General features: G+C 46.5%; 17 protein-coding genes, 1 pseudogene and 2 other annotated features. Of the genes and pseudogenes, 6 read left to right on the forward strand and 12 right to left on the reverse strand.

Features of this window, described 5'->3' with window-relative positions; translation table 11 throughout:
- Positions 1–658: 658 nt before the first annotated feature.
- The 7 genes from ilvN to KJS52_RS13535 all read right to left on the reverse strand — a co-directional run bounded on the left by ilvN (position 659) and on the right by KJS52_RS13535 (position 6,653).
- On the reverse strand, positions 659–1,144 hold the full coding sequence (gene ilvN / locus KJS52_RS13505) for an acetolactate synthase small subunit (RefSeq protein ID WP_213515958.1): 486 nt from the start codon (positions 1,142–1,144) through the stop codon (positions 659–661).
- Complete coding sequence (gene ilvB / locus KJS52_RS13510) at positions 1,141–2,886, reverse strand: biosynthetic-type acetolactate synthase large subunit (RefSeq protein WP_213515959.1); 1,746 nt, start codon at positions 2,884–2,886, stop codon at positions 1,141–1,143. The genes ilvN and ilvB overlap by 4 nt, the downstream gene beginning before the upstream one ends.
- 60 nt (positions 2,887–2,946) lie before the next feature.
- Positions 2,947–3,225 (reverse strand) — a binding site (T-box leader).
- 122 nt (positions 3,226–3,347) lie between these two features.
- A complete protein-coding gene (locus KJS52_RS13515) occupies positions 3,348–3,677 on the reverse strand; it encodes a hypothetical protein (protein ID WP_213515961.1) in 330 nt (109 codons plus the stop codon).
- A 331-nt stretch (positions 3,678–4,008) separates the two neighbouring features.
- A complete protein-coding gene (gene rplT / locus KJS52_RS13520; protein ID WP_213515963.1) occupies positions 4,009–4,368 on the reverse strand; it encodes a 50S ribosomal protein L20 in 360 nt (119 codons plus the stop codon).
- Positions 4,369–4,409: 41 nt separating this feature from the next.
- On the reverse strand, positions 4,410–4,610 hold the full coding sequence (gene rpmI, locus KJS52_RS13525) for a 50S ribosomal protein L35 (protein WP_213515965.1): 201 nt from the start codon (positions 4,608–4,610) through the stop codon (positions 4,410–4,412).
- A gap of 33 nt (positions 4,611–4,643) precedes the next feature.
- Positions 4,644–5,228, reverse strand: coding sequence for a translation initiation factor IF-3 (infC, locus tag KJS52_RS13530; protein WP_213516182.1), 585 nt, complete (start codon positions 5,226–5,228; stop codon positions 4,644–4,646).
- Positions 5,193–5,350: a sequence feature (ribosomal protein L20 leader region), on the reverse strand. It overlaps the preceding gene by 36 nt.
- 67 nt (positions 5,351–5,417) lie before the next feature.
- Complete coding sequence (locus tag KJS52_RS13535) at positions 5,418–6,653, reverse strand: glycosyltransferase family 2 protein (protein WP_213515967.1); 1,236 nt, start codon at positions 6,651–6,653, stop codon at positions 5,418–5,420.
- Positions 6,654–7,032: 379 nt separating this feature from the next.
- Here KJS52_RS13535 and KJS52_RS13540 point away from each other — a divergent pair, with 379 nt between their 5' ends.
- Complete coding sequence (locus tag KJS52_RS13540; RefSeq protein ID WP_213515969.1) at positions 7,033–7,599, forward strand: phosphatase PAP2 family protein; 567 nt, start codon at positions 7,033–7,035, stop codon at positions 7,597–7,599.
- A 123-nt stretch (positions 7,600–7,722) separates the two neighbouring features.
- On the opposite strand, the gene trmB is transcribed toward KJS52_RS13540, so the two are convergent.
- On the reverse strand, positions 7,723–8,436 hold the full coding sequence (gene trmB, locus KJS52_RS13545) for a tRNA (guanosine(46)-N7)-methyltransferase TrmB (RefSeq protein WP_213515971.1): 714 nt from the start codon (positions 8,434–8,436) through the stop codon (positions 7,723–7,725).
- A 306-nt stretch (positions 8,437–8,742) separates the two neighbouring features.
- Here trmB and KJS52_RS13550 point away from each other — a divergent pair, with 306 nt between their 5' ends.
- Entirely contained in the window at positions 8,743–10,218 is a 1,476-nt protein-coding gene (locus KJS52_RS13550; protein WP_213515973.1) for an RICIN domain-containing protein, read from the forward strand.
- 119 nt (positions 10,219–10,337) lie between these two features.
- Here the strand turns inward: KJS52_RS13550 and KJS52_RS13555 are convergent, their stop codons facing one another.
- The gene (locus KJS52_RS13555) at positions 10,338–10,526 is read right to left on the reverse strand and encodes a hypothetical protein (RefSeq protein ID WP_213515974.1); all 189 of its coding nucleotides are present in this window, start codon (positions 10,524–10,526) and stop codon (positions 10,338–10,340) included.
- Between the two features lie 264 nt (positions 10,527–10,790).
- Here KJS52_RS13555 and mnmL point away from each other — a divergent pair, with 264 nt between their 5' ends.
- From mnmL to KJS52_RS13570, 4 genes and pseudogenes are all read left to right on the forward strand, one after another.
- Positions 10,791–11,753 (forward strand): tRNA modification radical SAM protein MnmL/YtqA, encoded by a 963-nt coding sequence (gene mnmL / locus KJS52_RS13560; protein WP_213515976.1) that lies wholly within the window; start codon positions 10,791–10,793, stop codon positions 11,751–11,753.
- A gap of 4 nt (positions 11,754–11,757) precedes the next feature.
- Positions 11,758–12,342, forward strand: coding sequence for a tRNA 5-(aminomethyl)-2-thiouridylate-methyltransferase MnmM (gene mnmM / locus KJS52_RS13565; protein ID WP_213515978.1), 585 nt, complete (start codon positions 11,758–11,760; stop codon positions 12,340–12,342).
- 49 nt (positions 12,343–12,391) lie between these two features.
- Positions 12,392–12,754 (forward strand): annotated as a pseudogene (locus tag KJS52_RS27395) (VOC family protein); the annotation flags it as partial.
- Between the two features lie 9 nt (positions 12,755–12,763).
- A complete protein-coding gene (locus tag KJS52_RS13570) occupies positions 12,764–13,753 on the forward strand; it encodes a type I phosphomannose isomerase catalytic subunit (RefSeq protein WP_373871362.1) in 990 nt (329 codons plus the stop codon).
- Between the two features lie 272 nt (positions 13,754–14,025).
- Here KJS52_RS13570 and KJS52_RS13575 read toward each other — a convergent pair whose 3' ends face one another.
- The 3 genes from KJS52_RS13575 to KJS52_RS13585 form a co-directional block, all read right to left on the reverse strand.
- Positions 14,026–15,837, reverse strand: coding sequence for a B12-binding domain-containing radical SAM protein (locus KJS52_RS13575; protein WP_213515979.1), 1,812 nt, complete (start codon positions 15,835–15,837; stop codon positions 14,026–14,028).
- Between the two features lie 185 nt (positions 15,838–16,022).
- Positions 16,023–16,529, reverse strand: a complete 507-nt coding sequence (locus KJS52_RS13580; RefSeq protein WP_213515981.1) for a ferritin — start codon at positions 16,527–16,529, stop codon at positions 16,023–16,025.
- 88 nt (positions 16,530–16,617) lie between these two features.
- The gene (locus KJS52_RS13585; RefSeq protein WP_213515983.1) at positions 16,618–16,836 is read right to left on the reverse strand and encodes a DUF1450 domain-containing protein; all 219 of its coding nucleotides are present in this window, start codon (positions 16,834–16,836) and stop codon (positions 16,618–16,620) included.
- Positions 16,837–16,891 lie beyond the last annotated feature (55 nt).

Raw genomic sequence — 16,891 nt, forward strand, 5'->3', positions numbered from 1 at the left:
CTTTATTCTATCATGTTTTCAATAGAGTTTAAAAAGTGCTGCTTTTGAACCTCAGCGCTCCGGAGCAAAGCATCCTCAAGTCGCTTTTTTGAGTGCAGGACCAAGAAGCTTGGACGCTAGTAGAAAACGAGGAGCGCTAGCCGTGGCAAAAGCTACGTGAGCACCTCAAATGTTTTCGCAGAAAACATACTTCGAAAGCATAAGCCTTTCGCTAGCGTTCAAGATTCGCCGCCGACTACGCTCCAGAGCATCACATCGTCATCAAAGTCCAGCTTTTGAAGCTACCTCTTCCAATGAGGGTTCAAAAGCTGGGCTTTCAGGACCAAGAAGATGGCACGATACTAGAAAGTGAGGAGCGCAGCGTAGGCAAATGCTACGTGAGCACCGGAACTTTCGGTAGCGTGACATATTCGCCGCCGAATCAGCTACAACGCCAATCATCGTCATCAAAGTCCAGCTTTTGAAGCTACCTCTTCCAATGAGGGTTCAAAAGCTGGGCTTTCAGGACCAAGAAGCTTGGACGCTAGTAGAAAACGAGGAGCGCAGCGTAGGCACTTGCTACGTGAGCACCGCAGTTTTCGCTAGCGTTCAAGATTCGCCGCCGAATCAGCTACAACGCCAATCATCGTCATCAAAGCCCTGCTTTTGAAGCTACCTCTTACTTGACGTTACCGCGGTTCAATGCTGTAACCCCAGTCCTTGAAATCTCACGAATACCGTATGGCTTAAGCAGTTCGATCATTGCATCGATTTTTTCTGTATCACCAACAACCTGCACCATCAAGGAATGCGTAGCGATGTCGACAACAGAAGCGCGGAAAGTATCGACAACGCCAAGAATTTCAGGGCGCGCTGAAGGCTCAGCTTGTACTTTAATAAGAGCAAGCTCACGAGAAACCATCGGATTTGCACTCAAATCAATAACTTTAATAACATCGATCAGCTTATACAACTGCTTTGTAATTTGCTCTAGCGTATGATCATCGCCAGAAGTGACGATGACCATACGTGACAAGCCTGCCTCCTCCGAGGCGCCAACGGTAATGCTCTCAATATTAAATCCACGTCTGCCGAACAAGCCAGATACGCGTTGCAGAACGCCTGGCTGATCGTTCACAATAACTGCGATCGTATGCTTCATCATTCTGCATCCCCCATAATCATTTGATCGATTGTGCCGCCTTGAGGAACCATCGGATATACGTTTTCGTCACGGCGAACAACGAATTCAACAACAGCAGGACCAGGGTGATTCATAGCATCCTCCCAAGCCTTGCGCGCTTCTTCCTTGTTCGTTGCTCGGAAGCCTCTAACGCCGTATGCTTCTGCAAGCTTGACAAAATCAGGGCTGCCTGCAAGATCGATGTGGCTAAAGCGATTTTCATGGATCAACTCTTGCCACTGACGAACCATGCCAAGCACTTGATTGTTCAAAATAACAACCTTAACCGGAATATTGTTGATGGCACAAATCGCAAGCTCTTGCGCGCACATTTGCATACCGCCGTCACCGTTGATCGATACAACGAGACGATCCGGATTCGCCATTTGCGCACCGATTGCAGATGGGAACCCGAAGCCCATCGTGCCAAGCCCGCCGGAGGTTGCCCAAGAACGCGGCTTGTTGAATTTGTAATATTGCGCTGCCCACATTTGATGCTGGCCAACGTCTGTTGTTACAATCGCATCGCCGTTTGTTGTTTCATGAATCATTTCAATGACCCATTGCGGCTTCAGCTCAGTATCCGAATCCTTGTATTTGAACGGATGCTTCGCTTTGGAATCCAGCACTTCCGTTCTCCATTCGTCAGCAAGCTCAGCGCGGACTGCCAGCTGATTCGCTGTTTGCAGGACTGACTTGACGTCGCCAACAATCGGAATTTCCGTGTGTACGTTTTTGCCAATTTCTGCTGGGTCAATATCAATATGAACAATTTTCGCATGCGGCGCGAAGCCGGACAGCTTGCCGGTTACACGGTCGTCGAAGCGAGCTCCGATATTAATTAGCAAATCTGCGCTCTGCAAGGACATGTTAGCTGTATACGTACCATGCATGCCCGGCATTCCTAGCCAAAGCGGATGACCGCTTGGGAAGCCGCCCAAGCCAAGCAAAGTCGTCGTAATCGGAATTTGCGTTTTCTCTACAAACTGAAGCAGCTCCTCATGAGCACCGGAGTAGACAACGCCGCCGCCGGCCAAAATAATTGGACGCTTGGCTTCCTTGATCGCATTGATCATTTTTTCAACCTGCAGCTTATTCGGGTTAACCGTTGGGTTATATCCGCGAATGCTTACCTCGGTTACTGGCTTAAACAATGTTTTCGCAGCGGAAACATCTTTTGGAATATCGATTAGAACCGGACCTTTGCGTCCAGTATTCGCAATATGGAATGCTTCATGGATCACGCGCGGCAAGTCCTCAACGTTGCGCACCAGGTAGCTATGTTTGGTAATCGGCATTGTAATACCAGTAATATCAGCTTCCTGGAAAGCATCTGTACCAATCAATGTACTCATGACATTGCCTGTAATGACGACTAACGGTACAGAATCCATATAAGCTGTTGCAATTCCAGTCACAAGATTGGTTGCTCCAGGACCTGATGTTGCGATACATACGCCAACCTTGCCGCTAGTACGCGCGTAGCCGTCAGCAGCATGAATCGCACCTTGCTCATGTCTTGTTAGAACGTGATTGAAATCCGGATTATCGTGCATCGCGTCATAAATATAAAGCACTGCGCCGCCCGGGTAACCAAATACACATTCTACACCTTCAAGCAGTAAACTGCGCAATAAAATTTCGGAGCCTGAAACCACTTCCGGCTTAGAAATTCTTTCAATCAGCTCTGCTCTTGACTTCGTTATTACATTAGTTGTTGCCATTAGTAATCCTCCTCTCGAAAAGCAAAAAAGCCTTTCGTCTCCTAATACTCCATTAAAGAGTACAGGGACGAAAGGCTAAATCTTCCGTGGTACCACCCAAATTCGCTGCTTATCTCGCGATAAACAACCTTAGCAGGTTCAACAGGCATATTTAAAATACAATCCTGTTCTACCTTAGCACTTTAACGCTTGCCTTGCGACTTTCCCTAATAAGCAAGAGCTGTTCAGGAAAATAGCTCCGAGGTGACTCGCATAAAGGGATTCTGGTGTTGGTTGCAGCTAATCCAACACTCTCTGAGCAGTAGAGCCCTAAATACTTCTCCTCATCGATGCCGATTATTTATACACTGACTCATGCAAAGCATGCAGTGCGTTTCCTTTTCATCATTATAAGACGATTAAATCGAAACGTCAACAACAAAACTGCTGCTCTTTTCTAGTTTAGCAAGAAACGCTATTCTTTATGCATATCTTGATCGTCTATAGAGTCTACGACGCTTGCAGCCACACGGACGATTGCAAGGTATGCCGCAGCAAGGCTTAAAGCATCTGCCAACACCGAAGCCAACACCAAACCCGATTAAGCCGACAAAAACGATGCCAAGCAGAAACAGCCCGATAATCCAGTTGCTTGTAACTTGCTTGCCATTTCGATTGCGAACAGGCTTGATATAAACACGATCCTTGTCTACCGAAACAAGCTTTCCTCTCACAACGGAGCCATTTGCTTGTTTAATCTGGATGTAACGTCCCACATATTTTTTAAGCGAGGCCTTATTGATTTCTTTCAATTTACTCGCACCTCCTTCACTGTATACAACAGCATATGCGATACGTAACGGACAGGACTGTATGTATGTCCAGCATAAGCAAGATAATTTTACACGCTGCGCGACCTGTTTCGCGGGCATACGCGGGCAAAGGCACGCTGCTGCGCAGGCGCTCGTCTCATAGGCTTTCCAGGGCGTAGCATACTGCGTGCGCAGCCGAAGCAGCATCCTTGTACAGCTAAGAAGCCTTCAGTGCCGCAGCAGCTTCTACGCCAATACAAATTAAAAAAGCTTTGCGCTTGTCCATAGGACCAGCACAAAGCTTTGTATGCGTCTATATTTTCAACAGCAATTAAGCGCTAAGCTTTTCTTTTGCAACAGCAGCCAAAGCGTTGAAAGAAGCGATATCGTTTACTGCAAGGTCTGCAAGCATTTTACGATTGACTTCAACGCCAGCAAGCTTCAAGCCGTGCATGAATTTGCTGTAGGAAAGACCGTTAATACGTGCCGCAGCATTAATACGAACGATCCAAAGTCTGCGGAAATCGCGCTTTTTGTTGCGACGATCGCGGTAAGCATACATAAGTGACTTACCAACTTGCTCCTTAGCAGTTTTAAATAAACGATGTTTGGATCCGAAATAGCCTTTAGCTAGTTTAAGAATTCTTTTGCGACGACGTGTGCGGACAAATCCGCCCTTAACTCTTGCCATGATTAGAAACCTCCTGTAGGTATTATCAATTTATTGTTCAATTATTTAAGATTGTCTAGGTTTTGCTTAATACGACGAACGTCACCAGCAGCCATTAGTGGTTGGCCTGCAAGAACACGCTTTTGACGTCCAGACTTGTGAGAAAGCAAGTGGTTTCTGTAAGCTTTATAGCGTTTCACTTTACCAGTTCCAGTAATTTTGAAGCGGTCTTTAAGACTGCTGTGTGTTTTCATTTTAGGCATTTATGTTATCCTCCTTAATTGTGATGCAACAGCTTAGCTGTTGTTTTTTGGTGCCAAAATCATAATCATGCTCCGTCCCTCAAGCTTCGGAGCGCGCTCAACATTGCATATTTCGGCAACCTCAGACGCCAAACGCTCAAGGATGCGTTTTCCGATGTCCGCATGCGTAATCTCACGACCGCGGAATCGCACAGAGGCTTTAACTTTGTCCCCATCCTTCAGGAACTTGACAACGTTGCGGAACTTCGTTTGGTAGTCATGCTCCTCGATGTTTGCACGGAACCAAACTTCCTTGACGTCAACAACTTTTTGATTTTTGCGAGCTTCTTTCTCTTTTTTCTGCTGCTCGTAGCGGAATTTGCCATAGTCCATAATGCGGCATACTGGCGGCTTCGCTGTAGGAGCAACGTTAACAAGATCAAGATTCAAGTCTGCCGCCATTTGCAAGGCTTCGCGAAGCGGCTTGATACCGATTTGTTCACTTTCTGGACCAACGAGACGAACCTCTCTTGCGCGAATCTCGTCGTTGATTTGATGTTCTCTGCTAATAATGTTACACCTCCTAAAAAAATTACCTGCACAAAAAATAATAAAATGCGGGCTCGATAGAACCCGCATTCTCATAAACGTAATGTATTCATAAAAACATATTGATTTCATATGTTTCGCTATGCTTACATCATCGCAAACCAGTCAGCCGAGCCGAATCAGGTGAGAAGCGGGCGCTTCTACTTGTGCAATGTAACTATTCACATACCTTAGTAAATTTATCATAATGATGCTGCGGTGTCAATAGCGCATTCTCCACTATTTGCCGCGCACCTCTTCAATCCGTACAACTCGCGTATGCTCGGTATGACTCCATACTTTGTTGTTCTGAGTGAAAAAAGCGTAAAACGTAATAGGCCACCAGGAAATAAGGAACAGCGGCAGCGTAAGTAAGTGCGCATACATTTTCCACGATTTCACTTTTTCGATTATCATCGCCGCCGGGAATGGCAGCACAGAGCATGCAATGACGATTGCAACTAGCCAAACTGGAAATTGGCTGTAAATTGACACGATCACATTGTCTGCCGGGAGAGCCAAATCAATCCACAGAAATACGGTTAGCAAAAAGCCAATCAGCGTATTGTAAACGGAGATCGAGTAAACAGCCGAATCAATCTTGGTCAGATTGCGCTCTTTAATTCCTGCCCACAGCAATGGAAAGAAATAATTGCGAGCGACATTAAAATGCCCCTGCATCCAGCGCAGTCTTTGGCGAGCGGAAGCCTTGAACGTAACCGGCTTCTCGTCATACACCTTTGCTTCATAGTTCAGCACCGGATAAACGTTGCGCTGCACGCAGCGCATGGAAAACTCCAAGTCTTCAACCAGACTCGTTGCGCCCCAGCCCATTTCCTTAAGCAGCTTGGAATCAAAGCACATACCAGTTCCGCCAAGAAAATTGCTCATTTGCAAATTCATTCGCGAAAGCTGCCACAAGCGATTGCAGTACCAGTACGTAATCGCATAAGCCGCTGTAATCCATGAGTCGGATGGGTTTTTCGTGTCCAAATAGCCTTGAATTACTTTATGCCCTGCACATAAATCATCATTCATCAAGCTTAAGAAATCTTCATTCACTAAATTGTCGGCGTCGAACATTACGACAGCATCGTATTGGCGAGGCATTGCCCAAAGCTCCTTGAGCATCCACTCAATCGCATAGCCTTTGCCGCGCTGCTTGTCATTCGTTCGCTCACAGGCATATACGCCATGCTCGCGAACAATGTCCGCTGTAGCATCTGTACAATTGTCACAAATGACAAAAATGTCGTACAGTTCTTTTGGATAATCCATTGCTTTCAAGTTTTCAATTAGCGCACCGACAACCTTCTCCTCGTTGTGTGCTGCAACCAGCACAGCAAACGATTTTTGTGGCTTTTGCTTTGGTCTTGTTTTATGTCTCTTGAAACCAAACAGCGAAAGCACAAACTGATACAGTGCGATAATTGCCAAGAAAACTTGAACAATGATAAATGCCACTGTTAAAAACATGATGCATAGCCCCCTTAACACATCTTACTTCTTTTTGGTGAAGCGATTGTGATTCGGTTCTTTCTCTCTCTCTATAATCACAATCATAGTGATTGTGCGGTCTAAGCACAGCTCTTGTCAAAATGGAAATTCAGGCTAATCTGCTCGCATTACGCTGGAAAAGCGCTTGCATCGAAGCATCTGTTTCGTTTTTCTTTACGTAGCTTGCAATAAAGCCTGTTCTCACATTTATTGGCAAATGTTTATGCCTAGATTAATGTTAGCTTTACCATAAATAAATGTTTCTATTACCCATAAATTAAGTTAAAGTGGTATAGTATAGTTAATAAAATGGATTTGTCTCAGCAGTTGACTGGGGTTTTGCGGAAGGATGTCATACATGGAAAAATGGATTAATTGGCTCAGATTCCATGAAGATCGCTTATTAATTTGGGTAAATCGTCGCTTTAATCACACGTTCGCCTATCGTTTTTTGCATCGTTGGCTGAGTCTAATTACACATATGGGGGGCGCAACGTTTACGATTTGCTGCTCGCTCATTATCGCTTTTATCGGGCGAAACGAAATATCTACAGTAGGGTGGAAATGTCTAGCGGCTCTTGCAGTCAGCCATATCCCTGTTGCCCTGCTCAAAAATAAATTCAAACGGTTGAGACCGTATCAATCGTTGCCAAATGTCAATATAGGCTTAAAGCCGCTGGCTGATCCTTCTTTCCCATCAGGACATACTACGGCAATTTTTGCATTCATTACACCAATGGTACTAAACGCTTCACTATTCCCTTTCTTTCTTGTGCCGATTCTTGTCGTAATTGCAGTTTCTGTTGGCTGGTCGCGCATGTATTTGGGACTGCATTACCCCTCCGACGTGCTGGCGGGAGGTTTTATCGGCACAGTTACAGCGATGATCATTCAATACTTTTGGCATACGCCAACAGGAAATTAAAACAAAGCAAGGTCAGAGCTTATTCGGAAGAAAAAAAGCAAGCGGTCACGATGCCCGCTTGCTTTTTTTGACGCATTAGGTTCATGCAAAAACTTCAACATTCATTCACATATTAAAAAATTCTCACATGCGATATTTCGTTTTTAGCTGTTCACGATGCTGAGCTAGTGCCGCTTCGCCGATGACAACCTCTACGCGATGAATAGGCTGTCCCATTTGATGAAACTTTGTTTCATATTCGGTAAATACCAAATCCTCTCGCGGCTCGTCCTTGTGCAAGTTGAGCGAAATATTGCGCATCACCAGCCCCATATCTGCAAAGCTGTTTAACGAAAACTCAAAAAGCGACTGCGAGTCCGTCTTAAAATGGATCTCGCCCTTCTCGTTCAATTTATCGATATAGCGCTCGACAAAGCGCGGATGCGTCAAACGCCGACGCGCATGCTTGCTTTTTGGCCACGGATCGCTAAAGTTCAAAAAGATGCGCTCCAGCTCATTTTCCTCAAACATTTCATCAATATTTTCAATATTCGCTCGCAGCAGTGCAAGATTGGGCGGCGCAGCCTCGCCTTTTTCCTGCCAGACAGCACGAGCCTTTTCACTCGCCCGACGAATCAGCTCATCATACATATCGACCCCGATGAAGTTTATCTCGGGATTGCGCACACTCATTTGGCTAATAAATTGTCCTTTGCCCATGCCAAGCTCAGCATAGATCGGTCGATCATTGCCAAAAAACTCCCGCCATTTCCCTTTGTATTGCGCAGCATCCAGTACGACCAGATCCGTCTGCGACGCGATGCTTTCTAAAATTCCTTTTCTACCTCTTAAGCGCATGTGCCTGTCTCCTTATCTTCATTGCAGTCCAGCTTCACAATTCAGATATAATTGTGCATAACTTCCGCTCCCTTGTAAAGTCCTTTTGCTAGTCTTCAATGCCATGGTATTGCTTAAAAGATTGGCGAAGATCAATATTTTACAAATAAAGCAAATTTATGAAATCAAAAAACTCATCTTTATGAACAAATATTCGGTTTGTTCAATTGTCAGCTATGGAGCGAACTTGCTACGCTTGAACTGCCCAGTCACAAACGTCTCAATATTGGACAAAGGGCGCAACCACATTTTAAGGAGGAATGAAACATGATTGAATCCTTGTCAGTCTTAAGCAGCAAAAAATGGATTGGCTTTCTGCTGGCGCTATGTATGATGATTGGCATCCTCGGCTCGACTGCTTTTTCACAGCACGCTTATGCAGCATCGGTAAATGTTGTAAATGGCATTCAGTTTCGCGATACGAACAACAACATCGTCCATGCACATGGTGGAGGTATGATCAAGGTTGGCAGCTACTATTACTGGCTTGGTGAAAATCGCGACGGGACAAACCTTGTCTCCCTCTATCGTTCCACTGACCTGAAAAATTGGGAGTTCCGCGCTCATTTGCTTAGCAAAAATATGGGCGGCGAGCTGGCTACTGCAAATATTGAGCGGCCGAAGCTGCTTTACAACAGCCAAACAGGCAAATATGTGATGTGGATGCACAAGGAAAACGGAGTCGATTATTCAGAAGGAAGAGTGGCAGTTGCCACAGCCACTAACATCGAAGGCCCCTACACGTATCATGGCAGCTTCCGCCCGCTTGGCTATGAATCTCGTGATATGACCGTTTTCAATGATAACGGAACAGCATATCTCTTTTCCTCTACTAAAGGAACGGCTGCAAATTCAGATATGAACATCTTTCGCTTGACTGAGGATTTTACAGGCGTCGATGAGCTGATCCAAACGATTTGGAAGGGGCAGTATCGTGAAGCGCCTGCCGTATTCAAGCGCGGCGCAACGTATTTTATGATTACATCCGGTGCAACCGGCTGGAATCCGAATCAAGCGAAATATGCAACCGCATCGAGCATTGAAGGCACGTGGAGCAACCCGGTTAATTTTGGCGACTCCACAACCTATGGCTCGCAGTCCGCTTACGTCATTCCGATCGAGGGCAGCAATACGACTTCTTATTTATATATGGGAGATCGCTGGGCAGGCGCTTGGAGCGAGCCAGTCAACCATTCACGCTATGTTTGGCTGCCGCTTTCCTTCCCTACCAGCACAACGCTCGAGATGAACTGGTATCCGAGCATCGATATTGATACGGCTGCCGGCACTGTGACAGGCAGTACGACAGGCGGTGAATTTACACCAGGAACGAACTATCAAATCGTTAATGTTGCCAGCGGCAGAGTGCTTGATGTGGCAGATCAATCTACGCAAAACGGAGCAAATGTAGCGATTTGGAGCTACTGGGGCGGCAACAATCAGAAATGGACTGTAGAAGCAGCAGGCAGCTACTATAAAATAAGTAATGTCAACAGCGGCAAGGCGCTTGATGTATATCAATCCTCGACCGAGAATCACGGCAATGTCATTCAATACGATTACTGGGGAGGAAATAATCAGCAGTGGAGCATTATCTATGTCGGCAATGACTCCTATCGCATCGTTAATCGCAATAGCGGCAGAGCACTTGATGCATCCGGAACTGAAAACGGCTCAAATGTGATCCAATACAGCTATTGGGGCGGCGATAATCAAAAGTGGAAATTCATCCCTGTAAATTAATTCATTTCAATCTGATAGAATCTTATCGTTAGAAAAAGGGCTGATTGAACCTCTCGCTCAAGGAGAGTCAATCAGCCCTATGTTTTGTATTGCTGAGAAGGCATCGTTCAAGCATCAGCTTAGGCTAGTGCAGAATCTTCCTTGTCCGCGCTCCATGCCTTCTCTAATGTATGGTTCAATTTTTTATATGCTGAAATCTTCGAGGAATTGTTGTCATACAAGCGTACACCAGTAAGTGCAATCAACTCCTTAACTGTTAGCTCAACTGTTACCACTTCGTCACCATGTGGAATTTTAGTTTTTTCCATCTGTAATCACCTCATTTATAGGATATGAAAAATGAAGAAAATTATGCGAAGCTGTATCCGTTTCCAAATTGTTCATGTAAGGTTAGTTTGTTGATTTATCGCACTTTTAATATAACATATCATGTAATATTTATCAAGTTTCCAGCATCGTTTTGGGCTGCTAATCATTTCCGAACATTGTGTTAGACAGCTAATAGAAAACATGGCTTTTCGCTTCATTTTTCGTTACAATTAAGGATGAAGTTGCGAAAAGGATGGTAAAAGATGATTAATATACAAAGCACCACAGATCAGCCTCTTGTTTGGGGAGAAAAAAAATTTCATACCTGGAACTATGAAATGCGCGAGCAATTCCAAACAAAGGTGTTTAAAGTCATGCTGGATGCGGGCTTCACCTGCCCCAATCGCGACGGCTCGATTGCCAAGGGCGGCTGCACCTTCTGCAGCGCGCGCGGCTCAGGCGATTTCGCTGGACGCCGCCGTGATGATTTGGTCACGCAGTTCAACACCATTCGGGACCGCCAGCATCAAAAATGGCCCGATGCCAAATACATCGGCTATTTTCAAGCTTATACCAACACGTATGCGCCAGTTGAAACGCTGCGTGACTATTATGAAGTCATTTTAGAGCAGCCCGGCGTGGTCGGCTTGTCGATTGCTACTCGACCAGACTGTCTGCCCGATGATGTTGTAGATTATTTGGCCGAGCTGAACGAACGGACCTATCTGTGGGTGGAAATGGGCTTGCAAACGGTGCACGAATCAACCTCCCAGCTCATTAACCGCGCGCATGACACAGCCTGCTACCTCGATGCAGTGCGGCGCTTGCGTGAGCGCAACATTCGCGTCTGTGCCCATATCATCTATGGGTTGCCGCAGGAAACGCATGAGATGATGCTGGAAACAGGCCGTCAAGTGGCACAAATGGATGTGCAGGGCATTAAAATTCATTTGCTGCATCTGATGCGTAAAACACCGATGGTCAAGCAATATGAAGCTGGCCTGCTTCGCTTTCTCGAGCAGGACGAATATGTAAAGCTGGTTGTCGATACGCTCGAATTTTTGCCTCCTGAGATGATCGTTCACCGCGTCACCGGCGATGCGCCGCGCGAGCTGTTGATTGGTCCGACGTGGAGCTTGAAAAAATGGGAAGTGCTTAATGCGATTGACCGCGAGCTGGAGCGACGCAACAGCTGGCAGGGCAAGCTTTGGGTGCCAGGAGAATAACGCGATGGGCTTTTATTCTGTATTGACTATGGCACAGCGCTGGATTAGTGAGCGAGTTGAGCGCGGTGAAACCGTAATTGATGCGACAGCAGGCGGCGGCGTTGATACGCTTATGCTTGCTGAGCTGGTCGGCCCTAAAGGCTGCGTGCTCGCTTTCGATATTCAACAGGAGGCGCTCGACAAAACGGCACGTAGGCTGGCGGCGTTTGATGAGCAGCATAAGCTGGCGCAGGTGAGGCTGATTAAGGACAGTCATGCCAATATGGCAGGCTATGCGGCTAGCCCTGTTGCTGCGATTATGTTTAATCTTGGCTATTTTCCAGGCGGCGATGAAAGCATTATTACGGAGCCAACCTCTACGCTGCAGGCTTTGCAGCAAGGCTTGCAGCTGCTTCGTGCCGGCGGCATTATGACATGCACGCTTTATCCTGGACATGCAGGCGGCGATGTTGAAGCACAAGTCGTCGAGCAGTGGGCCAGTTCACTGCCGCATGAGCTGGCGCATTGCGTGCTTTACCGCCAGCCTCAGCGGCCAAATGCTCCATATTTGATTGCAATTGAGCGAAAAGGCAATGCTGCTGCGGTTTAGGCACTAATTTATACATATAACATACTGTCACTAGTAAAGGAGAACTTATATGGCTATTAAAAAACTTGAGCATGTAGGCCTTATGGTCAAAGATATTGAAGCGTCTGTCGCCTTCTATACGAAGGTGCTGGGCATGAAGCATTTGCGCACAATGCCGCATTCCAACGGTGTGATTACGCTGGCATTTCTCGCTTATCCAGACTCCGAGGACACTGTGCTTGAGCTGATTCAAGGGTATAACTCCGAGCTGCCTGCTGAAGGCAAGGTGCATCATATCGCCTTCACCGTCAGCGAGATTGAGCAGGAATTTAGGCGGATGAAGGAGCTGCCTGAGGTTAAGCTGCAGGATGATGCGCTTACTGTATTGCCAGACGGCTCAAAGTATTTCTTCTTCTATGGACCGGATGGCGAGTCGCTTGAGCTGTTCGAGCCAGGCGAGATTGTTCCATATCCGTTGCAGTTCGAGCCGCAATTCAAGGAACGTATTTGGGGTGGACGAGCCTTGGAGGGCTTCGGTTTAACTCCGCCAGAAGGCGCGATTGGCGAGGGCTGGATGATTAGCGATCATCCGAACGGTATTACTAAAGTGATTAACGGGCCGCTTGCCGGCACAGGCCTCGATGTAATTCGCGAACAGTTCGGCCAGCAATGGTTTGGCAAAAATGGCTTGTCAGGCAAAAGCCAGCGCTTCCCGCTGCTGATCAAGCTGCTTGACTGCAATGATGACCTATCTGTGCAGGTTCACCCGACCGACGATTATGACAGGCTGCCAGCAGGCGAGCTGGGCAAAACTGAAATGTGGTACATTCTATCGGCCAAGCCTGGCGCCAAAATTATATACGGCCTTAAAGATCAGGTTACGAAGCAGCAGCTTGCAGCTGCGCTGGAAGGCGACCATGTCATGGAGCTGCTGCAGGAGGTGCCGGTTAAAGCTGGAGATGCGTTCTATATCCCGGCAGGTACTGTGCATGCGCTTTGCTCAGGAGTGGTCGTTGCTGAAATTCAACAGAACTCTGACACAACCTACCGTCTGTACGACTACAATCGTCCGGGACTAGACGGCAAGCTGCGCGAGCTGCATATCGAGGACTCGCTAGCGGTTATTGCCTACGAGGGAGCGGGAGCAACCTATTGCGATACGAGCGTGATGCAGGCTGGCGAGTGGCTGACTATTGCAACCTCGCCTTACTTCAAGGTCGATAAAGGGATCATTACCAACACAACAGAGCTAGCCACATCGAGCGACAGCTTTGAAATTCTCGTCATTGCCGAAGGCGAAGGCAGCATTGCTTGGGGCAATCAGCAGCAAGTAATTAAAGCAGGCGAATGCTTCCTGCTTCCTGCAACACTAGGCGCCTACACACTGGACGGCAAACTGACCGTGCTGCGTTCAGTTGTACCGAGCGTGTAACAGCTTTTTGCAGCATAAAAAGTGAAAAGGAGCTATGCAGGAAATGAGCTTGCCAGTTCGTCTAAAACTGGCAAGGCATTTCCAAGGCATAGCTCCTTTGTTTTCCGCCATATATGGTTGCTAGCCTAGACTGATAAGTAATAACAGCATAGGTTGACAATAGGACGTGCACCTTTAACGAATTCTATAACGCTATTATGAGCATTCTGTGTCTCATATTCTTTACAGTTAGCGAAAACGTTGTTTCACTTCAATAGCGATACTCAGTTTCCTTAAAATGTTTTACTTCTCTCTGCGCCTGACAGCCGTATGCTATACGGCTTGGCAGTTGGCTTCTGCTCGCCTTGCTCCTGCACATACATCATAATAAGCAGCGACTCTACCCCGTCACCTGTGATCAGCTCGCCAGTCGCCAAATAATGCGGCATATCAAACGGAACCTTCTCCATCACGATATGCTTTTGCAGCTCGCGCTCCTGATAGCCGTAGCTGGCAAATTGCTCACTCACCTGCTCCGGCCGCTCGGCAAGAGCCTTAAGCAAGCTTGACCATTCGGCTCTGTCAAGCTCCTGCTCCCACCATACCTTGCGCGGCTTATAGCGATGGTTCAAATAATAGTCCAGCTTCATCAAACCGACAATAACAGGCAAATCCAGCTCTTGTCCCGCTTCCTTCGCTGCATTCAAATACGACCATAGCCGCGAGAACAAATCCTCCAGCTGATGCCCGATCTTCTGCCAGCCCTGCGCCTCCCAATAGTCGCCGAAGCTTTGGAAGAAGTCAAACGGCGAGCTGAACACATGATCGACCAAATAAAGCAGCGTATGATCCATGCGATGAGCGTTCCAATATTTTTCCAGCACATCCTCTACCCGCTTAATCCGTACAATGTCGGCAAATGGCATCAGCTCGTTGCCGAGCATTTCATATGGCGCATGATCCATATAGATATAGCCCCACTTGTCAGCATCTTTGCGCAAGCCGGTTCCGCGCAGCATCTTCAAAAATCCAAGCTGCAGCTCCTCAGGGCGCAGCGCAAATACATCATTAAACGTGCCGCGGAAGGTATCATAATTTTCGAGCGGCAAGCCTGCAATCAAATCCAAATGCTGATCGATCTTCTGCGACTCCTTAACCTTCGTGACCGTGCGAACAAGCTTGGACCAATTCTGTCTGCGCTGTACCGCCAAATTCGTCGGATCATTCGTCGACTGCACGCCGATTTCAAAGCGGAAAATGCCTGGTGGAGCGTGCTCAGCCAAGTAATCCAGCACCTCGGGCCGCATAATATCTGCGGTAATTTCAAACTGAAACACGCAGCCGCGATGATTTTCAATTAAAAATTTGAACATTTCCAGCGCATAATCCCGCTTAATATTAAAGGTGCGATCGACAAATTTAATCAGCTTCGCGCCGCTGTCGATCAAATATAGCAAATCTGCTTTAGTCCGCTCGATATCGAAATAGCGAACGCCAACCTCTATGCTCGATAAGCAAAACTGGCAGCTGAACGGACAGCCGCGGCTTGTCTCAAAGTAAACGATGCGATTGCCAAGCTGCGGCAAATCCTCAACAAAGCGATGCGGCGAAGGCAGCGTGTTGAGATCAAGCTTCGGCCGCCCCGGATTGATGCGAATTTCTTTTCCGCTATCTAGCTGCTTGCGATAAGCGATGCCAAATACCATATGGTATTTTTGCGTCGTTGCAATCTCCGTCAGCAAATGATCAAACGTCTCCTCGCCTTCCCCCATAACAATAAAATCAACGTCAGGCAGACGCTCCATCCAGTAATCCGTATCGTAGCTGACTTCTGGGCCGCCTAGCACAATTTGCAGCTCCGGCTTGATCTTTTTCAGCATATTAATAACAACAATCGTCTCTTCAATGTTCCAAATGTAACAGGAAAAACCGATTACGTCAGGATTGCGCGAGAACAAATCAGAAACGATGTTCATCGCCGGGTCCTTAATGGTATATTCGGCAATATCCATATCAAATTTATGACCGCTGTACGCCTTCAAGCAGCGCAGCGCAAGCGATGTATGAATAAACTTAGCATTTAATGTCGAAAGTACGACCTTCATTTTGTACACCCTCATCTTATAAAATGTTGATAGCTAAACTTGTGCAATAAGCTCATTTTACTATTGTAGCGAAATCGGAAGCAAAAAAGAAGCAAAATAAAAGCCTGACTCTCGCCAATTGATACGGCTTGAGTCAGGCTAAGCTTATGTTTATTCATGATGACCGCGCTTGCTGCTGCGCTTTTTTATTCCTCTGCCGCTGGATCAAAGCTGCGTCCAGCGAATTCTGCATCCATCATATAGAAGGCGTTGCTGTCTTGATCGATGCGTTTCAGCTTTGTAATAATACCATCAAACAATGCTTCTTCTTCAACCTGCTCATCAATGAACCATTTCAGGAAGTTGATGGTTGCATGCTCGCGATCTTGAATCGCCAAATCCGAAAGATCGTAGAAGCGTTTCGTATTGGCTACCTCATGCTTATAGCCTTGCTCGAATACGTCCACCATCGAGGAATACGTATTGTTAGGCTCGCCAAGTGCTTGAATCGTTGCGCGCTGGCCGCGATCATTCAAAAATTTATAAATTTTCATGCCATGGAATCGTTCTTCCTCTGCCTGCACGAGGAAGAAGTTTGCAAAACCGTCCAAATTTTCAGAGGAACAGTATGCTGCCATTGCCAGATACACATGAGCGGAATAAAATTCATAATTCATTTGATCATTAAGTGCTTTAGCTAATTGGTCTTTCATTGTTGTGCACCTCGCTTTTCTTATTTGTAATAATTCTAACATAGAAATTAAAACAAGAAAAGTAGTTTTAGTATTTTATGGCAAACATTTATCCAACAACCTTCTTAATTGCTTTGTACAGCTTATCGGGAGACGCGGCTACCAAAGGCTGTGACTTGATCATAACAAAGCAGCCGGATTTACATGATTTGCATTGACCGAGACAGCCCGTCTTTTTCTGTTTGACCTCGGGGAATTTCTTCTTTATTCGCTTGTAAACAGGCTTCAGTCCCTGCTCCAAGCTGCGTTTGCAATACTTGATCTTCATGTTGCACCTTCCCGTCCTTTAGCATCGCGAATTCCAATATAGATGATGATAATGA

It is taken from the genome of Paenibacillus montaniterrae (assembly GCF_018403185.1).
In the GTDB taxonomy this organism is placed as follows: Bacteria; Bacillota; Bacilli; order Paenibacillales; family Paenibacillaceae; genus Pristimantibacillus; species Pristimantibacillus montaniterrae.

Bases quoted from the DNA above. Each gene is read 5' to 3' on its own strand.
- mnmL (WP_213515976.1), top strand. From the start codon at position 10,791: ATGATTAATATACAAAGCACCACAGATCAGCCTCTTGTTTGGGGAGAA.
- ilvN (WP_213515958.1), bottom strand. From the start codon at position 1,144: ATGATGAAGCATACGATCGCAGTTATTGTGAACGATCAGCCAGGCGTT.
- KJS52_RS13555 (WP_213515974.1), bottom strand. From the start codon at position 10,526: ATGGAAAAAACTAAAATTCCACATGGTGACGAAGTGGTAACAGTTGAG.
- KJS52_RS13585 (WP_213515983.1), bottom strand. From the start codon at position 16,836: ATGAAGATCAAGTATTGCAAACGCAGCTTGGAGCAGGGACTGAAGCCT.
- rplT (WP_213515963.1), bottom strand. From the start codon at position 4,368: ATGGCAAGAGTTAAGGGCGGATTTGTCCGCACACGTCGTCGCAAAAGA.
- KJS52_RS13550 (WP_213515973.1), top strand. From the start codon at position 8,743: ATGATTGAATCCTTGTCAGTCTTAAGCAGCAAAAAATGGATTGGCTTT.
- ilvB (WP_213515959.1), bottom strand. From the start codon at position 2,886: ATGGCAACAACTAATGTAATAACGAAGTCAAGAGCAGAGCTGATTGAA.
- KJS52_RS13535 (WP_213515967.1), bottom strand. From the start codon at position 6,653: ATGTTTTTAACAGTGGCATTTATCATTGTTCAAGTTTTCTTGGCAATT.
- rpmI (WP_213515965.1), bottom strand. From the start codon at position 4,610: ATGCCTAAAATGAAAACACACAGCAGTCTTAAAGACCGCTTCAAAATT.
- mnmM (WP_213515978.1), top strand. From the start codon at position 11,758: ATGGGCTTTTATTCTGTATTGACTATGGCACAGCGCTGGATTAGTGAG.
- KJS52_RS13580 (WP_213515981.1), bottom strand. From the start codon at position 16,529: ATGAAAGACCAATTAGCTAAAGCACTTAATGATCAAATGAATTATGAA.
- trmB (WP_213515971.1), bottom strand. From the start codon at position 8,436: ATGCGCTTAAGAGGTAGAAAAGGAATTTTAGAAAGCATCGCGTCGCAG.
- KJS52_RS13540 (WP_213515969.1), top strand. From the start codon at position 7,033: ATGGAAAAATGGATTAATTGGCTCAGATTCCATGAAGATCGCTTATTA.
- KJS52_RS13575 (WP_213515979.1), bottom strand. From the start codon at position 15,837: ATGAAGGTCGTACTTTCGACATTAAATGCTAAGTTTATTCATACATCG.
- infC (WP_213516182.1), bottom strand. From the start codon at position 5,228: ATGCGGGTTCTATCGAGCCCGCATTTTATTATTTTTTGTGCAGGTAAT.